Origin of the sequence: Lysobacter enzymogenes (assembly GCF_017168095.1) — a bacterium.
GTDB lineage: Bacteria > Pseudomonadota > Gammaproteobacteria > Xanthomonadales > Xanthomonadaceae > Lysobacter > Lysobacter enzymogenes_D.
This window is the reverse complement of the sequence record NZ_LXSD01000339.1, coordinates 12,041-32,255: the sequence shown is the minus strand read 5'-3', so window position 1 is coordinate 32,255 and position 20,215 is coordinate 12,041. Positions and strand designations below refer to the sequence as shown.

At 70.5% G+C, this 20,215-nt stretch carries 8 protein-coding genes; all 8 read left to right on the top strand.

The window, feature by feature from the left end:
• The first annotated feature begins 6 nt into the window (after window positions 1–6).
• The 8 genes from A7A76_RS12475 to A7A76_RS12440 all read left to right on the top strand — a co-directional run bounded on the left by A7A76_RS12475 (window position 7) and on the right by A7A76_RS12440 (window position 19,987).
• On the top strand, window positions 7–987 hold the full coding sequence (locus A7A76_RS12475) for a N(4)-(beta-N-acetylglucosaminyl)-L-asparaginase (protein ID WP_241200908.1): 981 nt from the start codon (window positions 7–9) through the stop codon (window positions 985–987).
• A gap of 99 nt (window positions 988–1,086) precedes the next feature.
• The gene (locus A7A76_RS12470; protein WP_241200904.1) at window positions 1,087–1,803 is read left to right on the top strand and encodes a copper homeostasis protein CutC; all 717 of its coding nucleotides are present in this window, start codon (window positions 1,087–1,089) and stop codon (window positions 1,801–1,803) included.
• A gap of 654 nt (window positions 1,804–2,457) precedes the next feature.
• Window positions 2,458–5,349, top strand: coding sequence for a TonB-dependent receptor plug domain-containing protein (locus A7A76_RS12465; protein WP_206411488.1), 2,892 nt, complete (start codon window positions 2,458–2,460; stop codon window positions 5,347–5,349).
• Between the two features lie 217 nt (window positions 5,350–5,566).
• Window positions 5,567–7,981, top strand: a complete 2,415-nt coding sequence (locus tag A7A76_RS12460; RefSeq protein WP_428995138.1) for a GH92 family glycosyl hydrolase — start codon at window positions 5,567–5,569, stop codon at window positions 7,979–7,981.
• 362 nt (window positions 7,982–8,343) lie between these two features.
• Window positions 8,344–10,731 carry a family 20 glycosylhydrolase gene (locus tag A7A76_RS12455; protein ID WP_206411486.1) on the top strand — a complete coding sequence of 796 codons (2,388 nt, stop codon included), beginning with the start codon at window positions 8,344–8,346 and terminating at the stop codon, window positions 10,729–10,731.
• A 190-nt stretch (window positions 10,732–10,921) separates the two neighbouring features.
• Complete coding sequence (locus A7A76_RS12450) at window positions 10,922–13,789, top strand: TonB-dependent receptor plug domain-containing protein (protein ID WP_206411485.1); 2,868 nt, start codon at window positions 10,922–10,924, stop codon at window positions 13,787–13,789.
• Window positions 13,790–14,133: 344 nt separating this feature from the next.
• Entirely contained in the window at window positions 14,134–16,779 is a 2,646-nt protein-coding gene (locus A7A76_RS12445) for a beta-mannosidase (RefSeq protein WP_206411484.1), read from the top strand.
• 247 nt (window positions 16,780–17,026) lie between these two features.
• Window positions 17,027–19,987 carry a VIT domain-containing protein gene (locus A7A76_RS12440; RefSeq protein ID WP_343225331.1) on the top strand — a complete coding sequence of 987 codons (2,961 nt, stop codon included), beginning with the start codon at window positions 17,027–17,029 and terminating at the stop codon, window positions 19,985–19,987.
• Window positions 19,988–20,215: the final 228 nt, after the last annotated feature.

Below are 20,215 nucleotides of genomic sequence, written 5' to 3'. Positions count from 1 at the left end.
CCGGCCTTGCCCGCGCTCGCCGCCGCCGCTGCCACCTCCGCGCCGCCGCCGGCGCCGAAGGCCATCGACGGCGCGCGCGTGGTCTCGACCTGGGACTTCGGCGTCGGCGCCAATCAGGCGGCGTGGAAGGTGCTGGGCGAGGGCGGCGCGGCGCTGGACGCGGTCGAGGCCGGCGCGCGCTGGGCCGAGGCCGACCTGTGCAACGCCACGGTCGGCCGCTGCGGCAATCCCGACCGCGACGGCGTGCTGACCCTGGACGCCAGCCTCATGGACGGCGACGGCCGCTGCGGCGCGGTCGCCGCGCTGGAAGACATCGCCCATCCGGTCAGCGTCGCGCGGCGGGTGATGGAGCGCACTCCGCACGTGCTGCTGGTCGGCGCCGGCGCGCAGCAGTTCGCGATCGAACAAGGCTTCCCGAAGGAGCCGCTGCTGACCGACAAGGCGCGCGCGGCCTGGAACGAGTGGCGCAAGACCTCGAAGTACCAGCCGGTCATCAACGCCGAGCGCCTGGACCACGCCAGGCCGGGCGACAAGCACAACCACGACACCCTCGGCATTCTCGCCATCGACCGCGCCGGCAAGCTCGCCGGCGCCTGCACCACCAGCGGCATGGCCTGGAAGCTGCACGGCCGGGTCGGCGACAGCCCGATCGTCGGCGCCGGCCTGTACGTCGACAACGACGTCGGCGCGGCCACCGCCTCGGGCGTCGGCGAGGAGATGCTGCGCAACGCCGCCAGCTTCCTGGTGGTGGAGCTGATGCGTCAGGGCCGCAGCCCCGACGAGGCCTGCCGCGAGGCGATCGAGCGGGTGGTGCGCAAGCGTCCGCAGGCGAGCAAGACCTTGCAGGTGTGTTTCCTGGCGATCAACAAGCACGGCGAGGTCGGCGCGCATGCGCTGCATCGCGGCTTCGTCTATGCGGTGTGCGATGCGGGCCAGCGCGATGCGCTGCTGGATGCGCGGTCGGTGTATGCGACCGAGCAGACTTGAGGCGGGTGTCGTGGGGGATTTCGCGGCGATTTCGCGTACAGGCGTTAGGTTGGGGCGAATGGAACTGAGGCAAAGCCCTTGAACGCGATCGATCGACCCTTGCTGGAAGTTTCTGCCGGCTCTTTGACCTCCGCCCTGGCCGCGCAGGACGGCGGCGCCGACCGCGTGGAGCTGTGCGACAACCTCGCCGAAGGCGGCACCACGCCGTCCTACGGCGCGCTGGCGGTCGCGCGCGAGCGCTTGCGCATCCCGCTGTACGTGCTGATCCGCCCGCGCGGCGGCGATTTCCTTTACGACCCGGCCGAACGCGCGGCGATGCTCGCCGACATCGAGGCCTGCGTGCGGCTGGGCTGCGACGGCGTGGTGATCGGCGCGCTCGACGCCGACGGCGAGGTCGATACGGAAGTGTGCCGCGAGCAGATCGCCGCGGCCGGCGCGCTCGGCGTCACCTTCCACCGCGCGTTCGACGCCGCGCGCGATCAGGGCCGGGCGCTGGAAGCGGCGGTCGCGCTGGGCTGCGAGCGCATCCTCACCTCCGGCGGCGCCGCCGATGCCTGCAGCGGCGCCGCGCGCATCGCGGCGCTGGCGCAACAGGCGGCCGGGCGCATCGCGCTGATGGCCGGCGCCGGCGTCACCGCCGACAACATCGCCGAACTGGCGCGGCGCACCGGCGTGCGCGAGCTGCACGCCTCGGCCAAGGGGCCGCGGCGTTCGGCCATGCGCTACCGCAACGAGGCCCTGGCCGGGCTGTCGCCGGACTGGAGCCAGAGCGACGCGCAGCGGGTGCGCGCGTTGGTGGCGGCGTTGCGCGGCTGAGGGCGGGCCGTACGGTCGCCACGCGTTGTCCGGCGATTCGCTGGCCAGCCGGGGGCGCTGCAGCGTTCCGGGCCGGCGTCGCGGCGGCGAGTTCGTCGTGGCGGAGACGAAAGCATCGGGGCTGAAGCCCCTCCCACAAGAGCGCGCCGGACCGGCCGCTTGTGGAGGGGCTTCAGCCCCGATGCCTTCCTGTTTGTGGGAGGGGCTTCAGCCCCGATGCTTTCCTGTCCGCTCGCACGACACCCCGTTTCGACCACGACAAACGAAAGCCCGCTGATCCGCCTCCTTTCGCTTGCCGGGCAGGGCGCACAGCGCTTGCTGCGCTGCAGGATCCCACCGCGCCTCCCGCAACCTCGCCGCGCCTGCGCCGACGCCTCAAGCCGGTCTCGGCAAAACAAACACTTAGCTTCGGCACAGCGCACCGCCACGGCCGCGGCCGGCCTAACACAGCCATGTTGCTGCGCCGCGTCATGCAACCGGCGGCGAGGTCGTGCTTAATTTAGATCGATCCAATTTGGGGATTGGATAGGCCGGGATGCTCTTTCGGGCTGTCCCGGCGCGTGGTCTTAGATCGATAGAAAAGACGCATCACCGGGTTTTCGGACCAAGGACGGGTCGCTGATTGCAGTCCACTTCATGGGGAGCACCGCCACGATGAACCATTCCACCCTCAGACGCAGCGCCCTGACCTGCGCCTTGCTCTGCGCCCTGGGCGCGCCGCTGGCCGCGCAGGCGCAAGCCGCGCAGTCGCCCGACGGCGCCGCCGCCGAACCCGCCGCCGCCGGCCGCAAGCCCACCGAGATCGACAAGGTCACCGTCACCGGCTCGCGCATCAAGCGCGCCGAGATCGAAGGCCCGGCGCCGGTGTTCACCATCACCGCCGCGCAGATCGAGAAGGAAGGCTTCAACACCGTCTACGACGCGCTGACCACGCTGACCGAAGCAATGGGCACGGTCGAATCCGACATCGCCTGGGGCCAGCACACCGTCAACGCCAGCCCGCTCAACCTGCGCAACATGGGACCGGGCCGCAGCCTGCTGCTGATCAACGGCCGGCGCGTGGTCGATTACCCGCTGCCGTACCAGGGCAAGAGCAACTTCGCCAACTACAACAACATTCCCACCGCGATCGTCGAGCGCATCGAAGTGCTCGCCAGCGGCGCTTCGGCGATCTACGGCTCCGACGCGGTCGCCGGCGTGATCAACGTGATCTTGAAGAAGGAATACCAGGGCGACCAGATCAAGGTCCGCGGCGGCACCTCCACGCGCGGCGGCCGCGACGCCATCGACCTGTCCTGGGCCGGCGGGCGCAGCGGCGACAAGTGGAGCGTCACCTACGCGCTGCAGTACTTCAAGCGCGAGGCGCTGCCGGCCGGCGAGCGCGAATTCATGGATTCTGACTTCGACGCGCCGCCGCTGTCGCTCAATCCGCAGGACCGCGCGGTCGGCATCCTGCCCTCGGTCGGCATCCGCATGTTCAACGCCGGCACCGGCCAGCGCATGATGCCGCCGGCCGGCGCCTGCGATCAGTACAACGGCGAGTTTTTCCTGCAGAACCGCCGCACCTTCAACCGCAACACCGGCGCGATCAACGATACCGGCTGGCAGTGCGGGCAAAGCGCCGTGTTCCAGCACTGGACCCTGCGCAACGGCAGCGAAGACCGCTCCGGCTACGTCTACGGCAACTACGACTTCGACAACGGCATGAAGGGCTGGGCCAGCGTCGGCGTGTGGTCCTCGCGCGGCAGCAACATGACCTTCATGCCGGGCTGGAATTCCAACGGCACCTACCACGATGTCGGCCTCAACGCCGACCTCGACCTGGTCAAGAGCTTCACCCCGCAGGAAATCGGCGGCGCCGAAAGCGGCTACACCCATTCCGACGAGCTGTCGTGGGACGTCGCGGTCGGCCTGAGCGGCAAGTTCGGCTCGCGCTTCGACTGGGACTTCAGCGTCGGCCGCGCCGAATACCGCGTGGACGAGAAATTCCCGGCGATCCTGCGCGCCCAGGCCGACCGTTTCTTCCTCGGCCCGAACCGCGACCGGCTCGACCCGAACCGCTTCTGGAACCCGATCTCGCCGCAGGACTACGCCTCGATCAGCACCCGCGGCAAGAACCGCGCCGAATCGTGGCTGACCTCGGCCAACTTCATCGTCAGCGGCGACCTGTTCGACGGCTGGGCCGGCCCGATCGGCTTCGCCGGCCAGCTCGAAGCGGCCAAGCAGGGCTACCGCCTTGCGCCGGATCCGAACACGATCGGCGACAACCCGCTGTACGACCAGACCGCCAACCTCGACCGCGGCTCGGGCTCGCGCAATCACTACGCCGCCGGCGTCGAGTTCAAGATCCCGCTGCACCGCACCCTGACCGCATCCATCGCCGGGCGCTACGACAAGTACGATGCGGTGTCGGGCGACGCCGCCACCACCTACAACGCCGGCCTGGAGTGGCGTCCGTTCTCCAACCTGCTGCTGCGCGGCACCTACGCCACCAGCTTCCGCGCGCCGGACATGCACTTCGTCTACGCGACCCCGAGCACCTCGGTCGCCGACCAGACCGATTACCTCAACTGCCTGCGCGCCGGGCAGCAGGGCAACTGCACCTGGGACGCCGGCTTCAAGGTCGAGGACGCCAACATCGCCCGCGAGGGCACGCCGGACCTGAAGTACGAAACCGGCAAGTCGTGGACCGCCGGCTTCGTCTGGGACATCGCCGAGGGCCTGTCGGTGTCGACCGACTACTGGCGGATCGAGCTGGAGGACGAGATCGACGACATCGGCGCCAACGATGTGCTGCTCGACGAGGCCTACTGCCTGACCGGCAAGACCCCGAGCGGCGAGCCGCGCATCGGCGCGCCCAGCGCCGACCGCTGCCGCCTGCAGATCGGCCGCGTCACCCGCGGGCCGGATCCCGATGGCGCGGGCCCCTTGCTCGGCCCGGTCACCGACATCCGCACCGGCCCGATCAACCGCGCCGCGCGCAACGTGCAGGGCGTGGACGCCTCGCTGAAGTACCGCTTCAGCACCGCGCGCTGGGGCGATTTCAGCCTCGGCCTGAACTACACCAACCTGCTCAAGCTGGAAACGCGCACCGACAGCAGCGAGCAGATGCAGGACAAGCGCACCGACGAGCCGCGCAGCAAGTTCCGCGGCAGCGTCAACTGGCAGAAGGACCGCTGGACCGCGACCGTCTACGCCGACCGCGTCGGCAGCGTGCCGAGCGTGCGCTTCCGCGGCTGCCGCGGCTTCGCCGACGGCTATGCGCCGAGCTCCGACAACTGCGTGGACACCGATCCGGCCAGCCCGACGTACGGCCAGAAGACCGAGAAGTACTGGGGCCGCGTGGGTCCTGCGATCACCTGGAACGTCAGCGCCGGCTACCGCATCACCGACAACGCCCGGGTCAACGTCTACGTCAGCAACCTGTTCGACGAGGTCAACGAAGACAAGGATCCGTACAAGCGCGATTTCGCCTTCATCGCCGACCGCATCTTCAGCCCAGTCGGGCGCGAGATCGCGGTGGAGTACGTGCTGGATCTGAAGTAAGGGCGGGGACGGGAGGCCAGGAACGAGTGGAGAGGAACTAGGAACGAGTGGTTCGTCCCGTCTTCTCCCTCGTTCCTCGCTGTCGCTCTCACTCGTTCCTGTTTACTCGTTCCTGTTTACTCGTTTCTCTCAACTGGCCAACCAGGGATTCCGATTCACGATGACCACTCCACCGCCTCGACACCGCCACGCCCACGTTCCTTCCAGAGCCGCGCGCCTGCGCCCCGTGGCCGCGGCGCTCGCCTGCGTACTGGCGTGCGGAGCGCTCGCGCAGCCGGCGACGGTCGATCCGGACAAAGAGGTCAACACCTTCATCGGCAGCAAGGACGACGGCAACACCTTCCCGGGCGCGTCGGCGCCGTTCGGCCTGATCCAGGTCAGCCCGATCGGCGAGCACTACAGCGGCTGGCGTTACGACGATCCGAAGATCCGCGGCTTCGGCCACTCCTTCATTTCCGGCGCCGGTTGCTGGGAGCAGGGCGGGCAGCTGTCGGTGCTGCCGACCACCGGCGAGATCGGCCCGGGCAAGCGCTTCGACACCAAGGACTCCAAGTCCTTCGACCACAAGGCCTACGGCTCGGCCTACAGCCACGACGGCGAAATCGGCGAGGCCGGTTACTACAAGGTGCGCCTGACCGGCGAGGCGGCCGGCCCGATCGAGGCCGAAGCCACCGCGCTGACGCGCGCGGCGGCCGAGCGCTATACCTTCCCGGCCGGCGCCGCGCAGGGCACGATCCTGGTCAACACCGGGCAGGCCAACGAGCGCCACCTGGTCGTCGGCAGCAGCGTCGAGGTGGTCGGCGACCGCGCGGTCGAAGGCCGCGTCACCACCAAGAGCTTCTGCGGCGGCCAGCAGTACACGACCTGGTTCCGCATGGAGTTCGACCGTCCCTTCGCCAGCCACGGCACCTGGGACGAGACCGGCGGCCATCCCGGCGGCCAGTCGAGCATGCAGGGCGACACCCGCCCGCACGGCGCGTGGTTCACCTTCGACACCTCTAAGAACCGCGCGGTGACGGCGGTCAGCGCGATCTCGCACGTCGATATCGAAGGCGCGCGCCGCAACCTGCGCGACGAGGGCGCGCGCGGCGGCAAGCCGCTGGCGTTCGATGCGATGCGCAAGCAGGCGCAGGACGCCTGGCGCAAGGAGCTGGGCTCGGTGCGGGTCAGCGGCGGCAGCGGCGACGACCGCACCGTGTTCTACACCGCGCTCTACCATTCGCTGCTGCAGCCCTTGACCGGCAGCGACAGCGACGGCCGCTACCGCGGCTACGACACCCAGATCCACAAGGCCGACGGCTGGACCTACTACGAGTATTTCTCGCTGTGGGACACCTACCGCTCGCAGAACCAGCTGCTGGCGATGCTGCGGCCGCAGCGCGCGCGCGACATCGGCCAGTCGCTGCTGAAGATCCACGAACAAAACGGCTGGCTGCCGCGCTGGGGCTACGCCAGCTACGACAGCAACGTGATGACCGGCGATCCGGTCACGCCGTTCATGGTCGACCTGTGGCGCTTCGGCGCGCTCGACGGCCGCGAGCAGCAGGCCTACGCGGCGCTGCGCGAGAACGCCTTCGGGGTGCCGCCGGCGCTGGTGCGCAGCCAGGGCCGCGCCGGCAATCCGAGCTATCTCAAGGACGGCTTCGTCCAGTACGACCGCGCGTTCCCGGCCAAGAGCATGGACGTGGACCCGCACCACGGCGGTTCGTCCACGCTGGAATACGCGCTCGGCGATTGCGCGCTGTCGCAGATGGCGCAGGCGCTGGGCAAGGGCGAGGATGCCGCGACGCTGCGCGAGCGCGGCCGCAACTGGACGAAGGTCTGGGACAAGGACGCGGCCGATCCGGAACTGGGTTTTCGCGGCTTCCCGCGTCCGCGCGTCGATGGCGGCGCGTTCTACTCCGAGACCGACGGCAGCTACAACCCGCGCTCGCAGCACGGCTTCCACGAAGGCACCGCGTGGCAGTACCAGTGGCTGACCCAGCAGGACGTGCCCGGCGTGGTCGCGGCGATGGGCGGCGCCGAGCAGGCCGGCAAGCGCCTGGACGCGTTCTTCGCCTACGACGCGCTGCTGGCCGATCCGGCCGCGGCGGCGCGCAAGCAGTGGGTGGTCGGGCCGTACAGCTATTACAACCAGTATCGCTACAACCCCAACAACGAACCCGATCTGCACAGCCCGTGGATGTACACGCTGATCGGCCAGCCGTGGAAGACCGCGACCGTGCTGCGCGCGGCGCAGACGCTGTTCACCAACGCGCCCAACGGCGTCACCGGCAACGACGATCTGGGCACGATGTCGGCCTGGTACCTGTTCAGCGCGATCGGCCTGTACCCGGCGGTGCCGGGCACCGGCGAACTGCTGCTGCACGCGCCGCGCTTCGAGAAGGTCGAGATGGACCTGGGCCAGGGCAAGACCCTGCGCATCGAAGCGCCCGGCGCCGACGGCCGCGGCGTGCAGTACGTGCAGGGCGCGAGCTTCGACGGCAAGCCGCAGGACAAGGTGTGGCTGGACTGGAGCGCGCTGCGCGCCGGCGGAACCTTGCGCTTCGAGCTCGGCCGGCAGCCGGCCACGACGGGGTGGGGCACGCAGGCAGCGGCGCTGCCGGTGTCGGCCTGCGCGGCGCCGAAGTGAGCTGAGCCGATGACGCCCTGGACTGCCGACGCTGCTTCCACCCGTCATCCCCGCGAAAGCGGGGATCCAGGGCTTCATCGCGACATGACTCTGAAGTCTCTGGATTCCCGCCTTCGCGGGAATGACCGCCGGAGCGGAACTCGCGCCATGCGAGAAACTCCCAATGGTCATCCCCGCGAAGGCGGGGATCCAGGGCTTCATCGCGAGATGGCTCCGAAGGCTCTGGATTCCCGCCTTCACGGGAATGACGGCCGGAGCGGAACTCGCGTCGTGCGAGAAAATCTCAATCGTCATCCCCGCGAAAGCGGGGATCCAGGGCTTCATCGCGACACCGCCGCACCGCCGTTGCCGGAGACCGCACGATGAAACGCACCCTGGCGAAACTGACCCGCGCGCGCCTGCCGTTGGCGCTGTTCGGCCTGGTCGGTGCGGCCATCGGCCTGGCCCCGGTCGCGAACGCCGCGCAAAACGCGGCCGCGCCGGGCATCGCGCCCGAACTAGTCCCGCTGCCCGCGCGCGTGCAGCCGGGCGAGGGCGCGTTCGCGCTCGACGCTACCACCACGATCTACGCCAACAACGCCGAAGCCCGCGCCGTCGCCCAGCTGCTGCGCGATGAACTCGCCGCCCAGCAAGGCCTGGCCCTGACCCTGCGCAGCGGCGCGCCCAAGCCCGGCCGCGGCGAGCACGAACCCTCGCGCTACGTCCAGTTCGTCGCCGAGCCCGCCGCGGCCAACACCGACACCGGCGCCAACGAGCGCTACCGGCTGGAGGTCACCGCGCGCGGCATCCGGCTCGCCGGCCCGCCGGCCGGCCTGTTCTACGGCTACCAGACCTTGCGCCAACTGCTGCCGGCCGCACGCACGGCGCCGCCGCTGCGGGTCGGCGCGACCACCATCGACGACGCGCCGCGCTTCGCCTATCGCGGCATGCACCTGGACGTCGGCCGGCACCTGTTCCCGCTGGATTTCATCAAGCGCTATCTCGACCAGATGGCGCGCTACAAGCTCAACACCTTCCACTGGCACCTCACCGACGACCAGGGCTGGCGCCTGGAGATCAAGCGCTATCCGAAACTCACCGGCGTGGGCGCGCAGCGCAAGGAAACCGTGGTCGGCCGCAACATCGACCCGTATGTCGGCGACGGCAAGCCCTACGGCGGCTTCTACACCCAGGAGCAGGCGCGCGAGATCGTCGCCTACGCGCGCGCCCGCCACATCACCGTGATCCCCGAGATCGAAATGCCGGGCCACGCCCTGGCCGCGCTGGCCGCGTATCCGGAACTGGCGTGCACGCCGGGCCCGTTCGAGGTCGGCAGCAATTGGGGCGTGTACGACGACATCTTCTGCCCGTCGGAGGCGACCTTCGAATTCCTGCAGAACGTGCTCGACGAGGTGGTGGCGATCTTCCCCGCGCCGTATGTGCACATCGGCGGCGACGAAGCGCTGAAGACGCGCTGGAAGGCCAGCGCCGACGCGCAGGCGGTGATCCGCCGCGAAGGCCTGAAGGACGAGCACGAGCTGCAGAGCTATTTCATCCGCCGCATCGAGAAGTTCCTGCACACGCGCGGCAAGCGCATCATCGGCTGGGACGAGATCCTCGAAGGCGGGCTGGCGCCGGACGCGACGGTGATGTCCTGGCGCGGCGAGGCCGGCGGCATCGCCGCCGCGCAGCAGGGCCACGACGTGATCATGACCCCGACCCAGTGCTGCTATTTCGACTACGGCCAGGGCCCGGCCGCGCAGGAGCAGTGGAACCTCGGCGGCGAGCTGAGCCTGGACAAGGTCTACGCCTACGACCCGGTGCCGGCGGCGCTGAGCGCGGCGCAGGCGCGGCATGTGCTGGGCGTGCAGGGCAACGTCTGGACCGAACACCTCAAGACCCCGGCGATGGTCGAGTACATGGCGTTCCCGCGCTTGCTCGCGCTGGCCGAGGTGGCGTGGACGCCGCAGGCGCAGCGCGCCTGGCCGGACTTCCAGCGGCGCCTGCGCGGGCAGTTCGCGCGGCTCGACCGCGACGCGGTCGGCTACCGGATTCCCGCGCCGCTCGGCCTGGACGACGCGCTGATCGTGCAGCAGGGCCAGGCGCACCAGCACCGCCACACGGTCGCGCTGACCCCGGCCGTGCCCGGCGCGACGATCCGCTACACCCTCGACGGCAGCGACCCGGGGCAGGGCGCGCAGGTCTACGCCGCGCCGATCGAAGTCGTGCTGGAACTGGACAAGCCGGTGCAGTTGCGCACCGTCACCGTGCTCGCCGACGGCCGCCGCAGTGGGGTGCAGGCCGCCACGCTGCGTTATCGCAGTTACCTGCCGGCGAGCGCCGCGCCGCAGCCCGCCACCGCCGGATGGGAATACCGCGTGTACGAAGGCCTGTTCGCCAACCTCGACGAGTTCGCCGCCGCGCGCACGCCGGCCGCTCAGGGCGTGGCCGATTCGCTCGACCTGGCCCGCTTCGGCCGCCGCAGCCGTTTCGGCGTGCGCTTCGACGGCTATGTGCGCGCGCCGGCCGACGGTGTGTACCGCTTCGCGCTGCAGGGCGACGACCGCTCGGCGCTGTACATCGACGGCGCGCCGGCGATCGGCAACGACACCTACGACCGCACGGTCGAGGCGGTGGTGCCGCTGCGCGCCGGCTGGCATCGCCTGCGCCTGGACTGGTACCAGCGCGAGGGCGGCATGAGCCTGAGCCTGCGCATGGCCGCGCCGGGCCAGGACTGGAAGGCGCTCGACGCCGCCGAGGTGAAGCATTGAACGCCGCGCGCGCGGGCGCCGGCGGACGAAGTCGCAGGGATTTTTTTTGCCGTTGATTTAGATCGATCCAAATTAGCCGCACAGCACCACCACGCAACACCGCCGCGCAGCGCCGGATACAACCGGACGCGCACATCACAAAAACATGAACCTGGGCCGTCGATCCGGCCGCGATTGGGAGGGGTAGCCAATGACTCAGCAAAACGACCGCACGCCGCAAGGCCGAGGCCACCATGCGCGCCGCGATGCGCTGTGCGCGGCGCTGCTCGCCGCGTTGTATCTGCCGCTGGCGGCGCAGGCGCAGGACGCCGCGCCGGCCGGCGAGGCTAAGACGGTGGACAAGATCACCGTGACCGGTTCGCGCATCAAGCGCGCCGAGCTCGAAGGCCCGGCGCCGGTGACGGTGATCAGCACCGAGCAGATCAAGCGCGAAGGCTTCGCCAACGTGTACGAGGCGCTGAGCTCGCTGACCGAAGTCACCGGCTCCGTCCAGGCCGACGTCAACAAGGGCCCCACGCCCAACGCCAGCCCGCTGAACCTGCGCAACCTCGGCCCCGGCCGCACCTTGCTGCTGATCGACGGCCGCCGCGTCGCCGACTACCCGCTGCCGTACGAGGGCCGCGGCAACTTCGCCAACTTCAACAACATCCCGATGTCGGCGGTGGAGCGCATCGAAGTGCTCGCCAGCGGCGGTTCGGCGATCTACGGCTCCGACGCGATGGCCGGCGTCATCAACATCATCATGAAGAAGAACTTCAATGGCGATGAGGTGCGCATCAAGGGCGGCACCACCACCCGCGGCGGCGGCGATTCCTACGACCTGTCGTGGACCGGCGGGCGCACCGGCGACAAGTGGAGCGCGACCTACGGCGTGCAGTTCAGCGGCCGCGAAACCCTCTTCGCCGGCCAGCGCGGCTTTCTCGCCTCCGATCTGGAGCCGGCGGCGCAGGTCAAGCCGCTGGTCAACGACCCGTGGCCGTGGGTGTGGGGCGTGGAGCTGATCGACACCGCGTCCAAGCGCCGCGTCACCCCGCCGGCCGGCGCCTGCGACCGCTTCCAGGACCTGCCGCTGCACAACTTCCTCGGCAACGACGGCAACGCGCCCGAGTTCCCCGGCTACAGCTGCTCGCAGTCGCGCGGCAACGCGCTGTGGAGCCTGCGCAACGGCTCGGACAACCGCTCCGGCTTCGGCAACTTCAGCTACGACCTCGACAACGGCATGCAGGCCTGGGTCAGCGCCTCGGTCTGGGACAGCACCGGCGAATCGCGCCAGGACGAAGCGCTGCGCTTCGAACTCAACCGCGGCGGCGCGTTCTACGACCAGAACACCGGCCGCACCTATCAGGCGCGCCGCGCCTTCACCGTGCCCGAGGCCGGCAGCCGCGATCCGTTCCTGTTCGAAACCAAGGAGCGCTCCTGGGACCTGGCCGCCGGCCTGCGCGGCCGCTTCGGCGAGCGCTTCAACTGGGACGCCACGGTCGGGCGCACCGAGTACAAGGTCGACTTCAGCTTCCCGGGCATGCTGCAGGGCGCGGTGGACAGCTATTTCCTCGGCCCGCAGCTGGGCACCAACAACGGCCTGCCGGTGTACGCGCTGGACCAGAACAAGTTCTGGAACCCGATGACGCCGGAGACCTTCCGCCAGCTCACCACCCGCGGCAAGAGCAGCGCCGAGTCGTGGATGAACCAGTTCCAGTTCGCGGTCGACGGCGACCTGTTCGACCTGCCGGCCGGCCCGGTCGGCTTCGCCGGCGTGATCGAGGCCGGCTCGCAGGGTTACCGGCTCACCCCCGATCCGCTGACCTTCGGCGCCAACAAGCTCTACGACCAGCCCGGCGGCACCAACCAGGGCGGCGGCGACCGCAAGCGCTACGCGGCGGGCGTGGAATTCAAGGTCCCGGTGTTCAAGACCTTGAACGTCACCGGCGCCGGCCGTTTCGACCGCTACGACGACGACGCGCGCAAGGAAAGCAACTTCACCTGGAACGCCGGCATCGAGTGGCGTCCGATCGAAAGCCTGCTGGTGCGCGGCGCCTACAACACCACCTTCCGCGCGCCGGACATGCATTACCTGTTCGCCACCAGCGGCACCGGCACCCAGGAAGACGCCGACGTGGCGACCTGCATCAACCGCGGCCTCGGCCCGGATTGCAGCTCGCAGGCGCTGTACTACCGCCACAACATCGCCCGCACCGGCAACCTCAAGCTGGAAAGCGAGACCGGCAAGTCGTGGAGCGCCGGCCTGGTGTGGGACGCGGCCGAGAACCTGTCGTTCAGCGCCGACTACTGGCGCATGACCATCGACAACCAGGTCCGCGATTTCGACATCGCCGACATCCTCGACCTGGAAAGCCAGTGCCGCAACGGCCGCCCGCGCCGCGCGGCCGACCGCATGCAGGTCACCCCGGGGTCCTCGACCTGTTCGGACATCGTCTCGCGCGTGACCCGCAGCGCGCCGGGCACCAATTCGTTCGGCGTGGCCGATCCGAACTATCCGCTCGGCCAGGTGGTGTCGGTGTTCAGCGGCCCGATCAACATCGCCTACCGCGAAGTGGCCGGCGTCGACTTCACCGCGCGCTACAAGCTCCCGGCGACCCGCTTCGGCGATTTCAGCTTCCAGTTCAACTACACCAACCAGCTCAAGAACAACGAGCAGCGCGACCCGGGTTCGCCGATGCAGGAGAACCGCGACAAGGAAGTGCGCACCTTCGCCCGCGCCAGCGCCAGCTGGAGCCGCGGCCCGTGGAACGCGACCTTGTTCGCCAACCGCATCGGCCACGTCAACGGCGACAACTACAACGAGTGCGCGCCGATCCTGCCGGGCCAGACCGACACCGCCTGCCACATGGTCGGCAAGCTCAAGGCGCCGGTGTACTTCAACCTGACCGCGGGCTATCAGCTGACCGAGCAGGCGCGGGTCAACCTGTACGTGGACAACCTGCTCGACGAGGCCGACTACAAGGATCCGTACAAGAAGTTCTTCGCCTACGCCAACGAGCGGGTGTTCTCGCGCGTGGGCCGTGAAATCTCGGCCGAATTCGTTTACAAGTTCGACTGAGCGTTCGCCGCATCGAATCGGACGCGCGGGCCGCCCGGGCCCGCGCGGACGGCAGCACCCCGCGGCCGGGCCGGCGCGCATCTCCTCCAGTGATGCGCATCGGTGCGGCGGCGGACCTCCCGGGCAAGGCGGTGTACACCCTCGCGGCTACCTCGGAATGCGTGCCGCGAGGTCTTGTCCGGAACTCGGAACGGGAGCGCGGGAAGCGCGCTCCCGTCTTTTTCCGGCGCCGCAGCCGACTGTCGCGGCCGTCGCGCGGGTATCGCGCCGGCGCCGCAGCGCGCCCGCCGTCGCGGCGCGCGCCTCTAACCGACGCGCTCCGAACCGACGACCCAGGTGATCCCATGCCCCAGACCGCACGGCCTTCGTCCTCCTGGCGGCTGCTCGCCGCCCTCGCGCTGCTGCTGTGCGCCGCCGCCGTCCAGGCCGCGCCGCTGGCCCGGGTCGAACTGCACCAGGGCTGGCAGTTCCGCCTGCTGCCGGGCGACCCCGAAGCCGCCGCGCATCGCGACGCCACCCAGTGGCGCGGCGCGCAGGTGCCCGGCCACGTCCATACCGATCTGCTCGCCGCGGGCCTGATCGCCGATCCCTACGTCGGCGCGCGCGAGGCGCAGCTGCAATGGATCGGCCTGGCCGGCTGGGAATACCGCACCACCTTCGATGTCGATGCCGCCACCCTCAAGCGCGCGCGCAACGAACTGGTGTTCGACGGCCTGGACACCTTCGCCACCGTCAGCCTCAACGGCCGCGAGCTGCTGCGCGCCGACAATTCCTTCCGCACCTGGCGCGTGCCGGTCGATGGCCGCCTGCGCGCGCGCGGCAACGAACTGCGCGTGGTGTTCCAGTCGCCGATCCGCAAGCTGCTGCCGCGGGTGCAGGCGATGCCGAACAAGATCGCCGGCAATTACCCCTCGCCGTATGGCGACGAGCCCAAGGACGCGATGACCGGCAACTTCGCGCGCAAGCCGGGCTATCACTACGGCTGGGATTGGGGCCCGCGCTACGTCACCGCCGGGATCTGGCGCGGCGTGCGCCTGGAAAGCTGGGACCGCCTGCGCATCGCCGACCTGCACGTGCAGCCGCGCGCGGTGAGCCGCGAGCGCGCCGAGGGCGAGGTGCAGGTGGAGATCGAAAGCGCCGCGGCCGGCGCGGCCACGTTGGAGATCGAATACCGCGGCCCCGACGGCGCGCCGGCGACGCTGCGCCAGCCGGCGCGGCTGCGCGCCGGGCGCAACACCGTGGCGGTGCCGCTGGCGATCGACCGCCCGCGGCTGTGGTATCCGGCCGGCTACGGCGAGCAGGCGCTGTACACCTTCCAGGCCACGCTCAGCGATGCCGACGGCGTGCAGGCGCAGGCCCAGCGCCGCACCGGCCTGCGCCGGGTCGAGCTCAAGCGCGAGAAGGACGCGGGCGGGCAGGGCTTCGCCTTCGTCGTTAACGGCATCGAGGTCTTCGCCAAGGGCGCCAACGCGATTCCCTTCGATGCGTTCCCGGCGCGCGTGACCCGCGAGCGCCTGCGCCGCGACCTGCAATCCGCGCGCGACGCCAACATGAACATGCTGCGCAACTGGGGCGGCGGCTATTACGAATCCGACGAGTTCTTCGAAATCGCCGACGAACTCGGGTTGATGGTGTGGCAGGACTTCATGTTCGGCGGCGGCATGCCGCCGGCGTTCGATCCGACGTTCCGCGCCAACGTCGTCGCCGAGGCGCGCGACAACGTGCGCCGGCTGCGCAACCATCCCAGCATCGTGCTGTGGTGCGGCAACAACGAGGAAGAGACCGCCTGGAAGGACTGGGGCCACGGCAAGAAGCTCAAGGAAACCGATCCGAAGTTCGCCGAAGAAGTCTGGAACGGCTACGTCGCGCTGTTCGGCAAGGACCTGCGCGCGGTGGTCGCGCAGGAAGGCGCGGGCGTGCCGTACTGGTCGAGCTCGCCGAGCAACGACCTGGCCGAGAAGGCCAACGATTCCGACAACGGCGACAAGCACTACTGGGACGTGTGGGGCGGCCCGGCGCTGCCGGCCACGGCCTACCTCGACGAAACCCCGCGCTTCATGTCCGAGTACGGCCTGCAGGGCTGGCCGTCGCTGCGCACGATCGGCGCGTTCGCCAAACCCGAGGAGCAGGGCATCGACGCGCCGGTGATCCGCGCGCACCAGAAGTTTCTCGCCGGCGACGGCAACAGCCGCCTGCTCAAGTACGTGCGCGGCGAATACGGCGAGCCGCGCGATTTCGCCGATTTCGTGTATCTGAGCCAGCAAGTGCAGGCCGAAGGCATCGAACTGGCCGCGCTGCACCACCGCGCCTCGCGCCCGCGCACGATGGGCTCGCTGTACTGGCAGTTGAACGATGTCTGGCCGGGCGCGTCGTGGTCGAGCCTGGACTACTTCGGCCGCTGGAAGCCGCTGCACTTCCACGCCAGGCGTTTCTTCGCCCCGCTGACCGTCGCGGCGTTGCGGCGGCCGGCCAAGGGCGAGACCGAGCTGACCCTGATCTCCGACCGCCAGCAAGCAGTGCAGGGCGAGTGGCGGCTGCGGGTGATCGACTTCGCCGGTCGCGTGCGCCACGAGCAGCGCGAGAAGGCGGTGCTGGCGCCGCTGAGCGCGACCCGCGCCGGCCGCTGGAGCGACGCCGAACTGCTGCGCGGCGCCGACCCGGCGCGCACCGCGGCGGTGTTCGAGTTGCTGGTCGACGGCCGCGCGGTGTCGCGCAATGTCGTGTATTTCGGCGAATCCAAAACGCTGGCATGGCAGGACCCGAAGCTACAGGCGACCCTGCGCCGCGACGGCGCGGGCTACGTGCTCAAGCTGCGCGCCAAGACCCTGGCGCGCGCGGTGTGGATCGACTTCGGCGACCACGATGTCGAACTGGCCGACAACGCGCTGACCCTGTTGCCGGGCGAGACGGTCGAGATCGCGCTGAAGTCGGCGGCCGGCCTGGCCGATCTGCAGGCGGCGTTGAACCTGCGTTCCTTGTACCGCCGCTGAGGCGGGCAGGGCGGCGCGCCTGCGCCGCCCGCTTCGCGCCGACGTGTGGGTTTCCGCGCGCGCATGCGCAACGCCATCAGAGCAAGATCAATTGGGTTCCGGCGAACGCCGGAACCCATTTTGCTTTCGCCGCCAGCTACCGGCGCCAGCGCCCGCCGTCGTATCGTTGCCCAGCCGCCACCGCTCGACCCCATCGCGCCGGCTCGCGCGTTGACAGCTGCATCGCCCACTACAAGGACGCAACCCGGTGACTTCCCGTCTCCCCGCCACTCTCGCCGGCCTGCTGCTGGCCCTGCCCACCGGCCTGGCCGCGATCGGCCAACCCCACGTCCGCGGCGATGTGACCGCGCCGCCGCTGCCGCCGCTGCTGCTCGTGCGCGGCGCGGAAACGCCGATCCGCCTGGAATCGGCGCAGATCGAGGCCGAACTCAGCGGCGGCCTGGCCCACACCGCGATCGAGCTGGTGTTCCGCAATCCCAACCGCCGCGCGCTCGAAGGCGAACTGCAGTTCCCGCTGCGCGACGGCCAGCAGATCGACGGCTTCGCCCTGGACATCGACGGCAAGCTGCGCCCCGCGGTGCCGGTGCCCAAGGACAAGGGCCGCGCGGTGTTCGAGCAGATCGAACGGCGCGGCGCCGACCCGGCGCTGCTGGAGCGCACCGCCGGCAACCAGTTCAAGCTGCGCATCTATCCGATTCCCGCCCAGGGCACGCGCCGGGTGCGGCTGGAGCTGCGCGAAGCGCTGCGTCGCGACGGCGGCCGCTGGCGCTTCGAACTGCCGCTGGCCTTCGCCGCCGACGCCGGCCGCTTCGACCTGCGACTGCGCAGCGCCGAGCCGCCGCGGGCCGAAGGGCTCAGCGGCGATGCGCGCATCGACAAGGCCCAGGGCGGCTATCGCCTGAGCCTGGCGCGCGCGCCGGCCGGCGGCGCCTTGGCGCTGAGCGTGCCGGCCGCGGCCAAGCCGCGCACCTATGTGCAGGACTACGCCGGCGAGCGTTATTTCCTCGCCGAAGTGCCGCTGCCCGGCGCCGCCGCGCCGCGTCCGCTGCCGGCCGCGGTCGGCCTGCTGTGGGACAGCTCGGCGTCCGGGCGCAAGCGCGACCACGCCAGCGAGCTGGCCTTGCTCGACCGCTATTTCCGCCGCGCCGGCAATGTCGAGGTGAGCCTGATCCGGCTGCGCGACCGCGCCGAGGCGCCGCGCGCGTTCCGGGTCGCGAACGGCGACTGGTCGGCGCTGCGGCGCGAACTGGACGGCACCGTCTACGACGGCGCCAGCGCCGCCGGCGGCTGGACGCCGCGCGCGGATATCGGCGAGTACCTGTTGTTTAGCGACGGCTTGTTCAACTTCGGCGCCGAAGGCTTTCCCAAGCTCGCGGCGGGGCAGCGCCTGTACGCGCTCAATTCGGCCGGCGCGAACGCCGACGCCGTGCGCCTGGGCGCGCTGGCGCAAGGCGCGGGCGGACGGCTGGTGAGCTGGCAGCGCGCCGGCGAGCTCGACCGCGTTGCCGCCGAGCTGCTCGAGGAAGGCCCGCGCCTGCTCGGCATCGACGCGCTCGGCGCCGAGCAAGTGTTCGCGGCCGCGCCGTTCGCCCAGGACGGCATGCTGCGCATCGTCGGCCGCCTGCGCGACGGCCGCGCCGAATTGAGCTTGCGCCTGCGCGACGGCGCTGGCGCGCGCAGCGAGCGCATCGCGGTCGATGCCGGCTCGGCGCCGAGCGCGTTCCCGGCGCGGCTGTGGGCGAACCAGGCCATCGCCGCGCTGGAGGCCGAGCCCGAGCTCAACCGCGCCGCGATCGCTCGCCTCGGCCAGCGCTTCGGCGTGGTCACCGGCGAAACCTCGCTGATCGTGCTCGACAGCCTCGCCGACTACGTGCGCTACGACATCGCGCCGCCCGACGGCCAGGACGAGTTCCTGCGGCTCAAGGCCGCGCAGGCCGGCGAGCGCGACAGCGTGCGCAAGGCCAGCCTCGACCGCGTCGCCGGGCTGTACGCGCGGCGGATCGAGTGGTGGCAGCGCGACTGGCCGAAGGGCGCGTTGCCGCCGCCGCCGAAGCCGGTGGTTGTGGCGACCGGCGGACAGCCGATCCGCCGCCGCGCGCAGCGCGAGGCCTATGCGCCCGGGGAGGTCGCCGACGCCGCAGCGACGCTGCCGGACGCGCCGATAGCGGCGGCGCCGCCGCCGCCCGCGCCCGCACCTGCCGAACCGTTGGCGGAGATGCGCCGGGCCGACGACATCGATGCGATCGCCGTCGGCGGCGACGAGGCGCGCAAGACGGCCGCCGACGGCGCCGGCGCCCGCCGCGCCAGCATCGCGCTGCAACCCTGGCAGCCCGATTCGCCCTACGCCCGCCGCCTGCGCGCCGCGCCGGCCGGGCAGGTCTACCGCCTGTACCTGGACGAGCGCGACTCGCACGCCGCCAGCACCGCGTTCTACCTCGACGTGGCCGACGTGCTGGAAGAAAAGGGCGAGCACGCGCTGGCGCTGCGGGTGCTGTCGAACCTGGCCGAGCTGGACCTGGAGAACCGCCACATCCTGCGCGTGCTCGGCTACCGCCTGCTGCAGGCCAACGAGCCGGCGCTGGCGCTGCCGGTGTTCGAGCGCGTGCTGGCGCTGGCCGAGGAAGAGCCGCAGAGCTTCCGCGACCTCGGCCTGGCCTACGCCGCCGCCGGCCAGTACCAGCGCGCGGTCGACAATCTCTACGAAGTCGCCCAGCGCGACTGGGACGCGCGTTTCCCCGGGATCGAGGAAATCGCCCTGGCCGAGCTCAACGCGATCGCCGCCGCGCATCCGGCCCAGACCGACCTGAGCCGGGTCGACCCGCGCCTGCGCCGCAACCTGCCGCTGGGCCTGCGCGCGGTGCTGAGCTGGGACAGCGACAACTCCGACATGGACCTGTGGGTCACCGACCCCAACGGCGAGAAGTGCTACTACAGCCACAAGCTGACCTACCAGGGCGGCCGCATCACCGACGACTTCACCGGCGGCTACGGCCCGGAGGAGTTCTCGCTGCGCGCGCCCAAGCCGGGCAAGTACAAGGTCGAGGCCAACTTCTTCGGCGACCGCCAGCAACTGGTGACCGGGGCGACCACGCTGCAGCTGTGGTTGAGCACCGGGTTCGGCGGGGCGGGGCAGGTCGACCGCAAGGTCACCCTGCGGCTCAAGAACGCCAGGGAAACCGTGCTGGTGGGCGAGTTCGAAGTGAAGTGACCCGCCCCGACGCGGCGGCGGTGGCCTCCTGTAGGAGCGGCGCAAGCCGCGACCAACCGAAGCGCCGAACGCAAGCGCACGTCGCCGAAGCCCCGCCGCCGCAGTAGCTTCCCCCAGAGAGGCAGCCACCTCCTGGGGGCCGACAGTCAGCCTCGACCGCCTCCGCGCAAACCGTCGATGCTGGGGCAGGCCCCGGGGTTCGGCGGTCTTCGGGGGAGAGGCGCTTGC

Excerpts from the sequence above, each read along its gene's own strand:
- A7A76_RS12445 (WP_206411484.1), top strand. The coding sequence starts at position 14,134 with ATGCCCCAGACCGCACGGCCTTCGTCCTCCTGGCGGCTGCTCGCCGCC.
- A7A76_RS12465 (WP_206411488.1), top strand. The coding sequence starts at position 2,458 with ATGAACCATTCCACCCTCAGACGCAGCGCCCTGACCTGCGCCTTGCTC.
- A7A76_RS12450 (WP_206411485.1), top strand. The coding sequence starts at position 10,922 with ATGACTCAGCAAAACGACCGCACGCCGCAAGGCCGAGGCCACCATGCG.
- A7A76_RS12455 (WP_206411486.1), top strand. The coding sequence starts at position 8,344 with ATGAAACGCACCCTGGCGAAACTGACCCGCGCGCGCCTGCCGTTGGCG.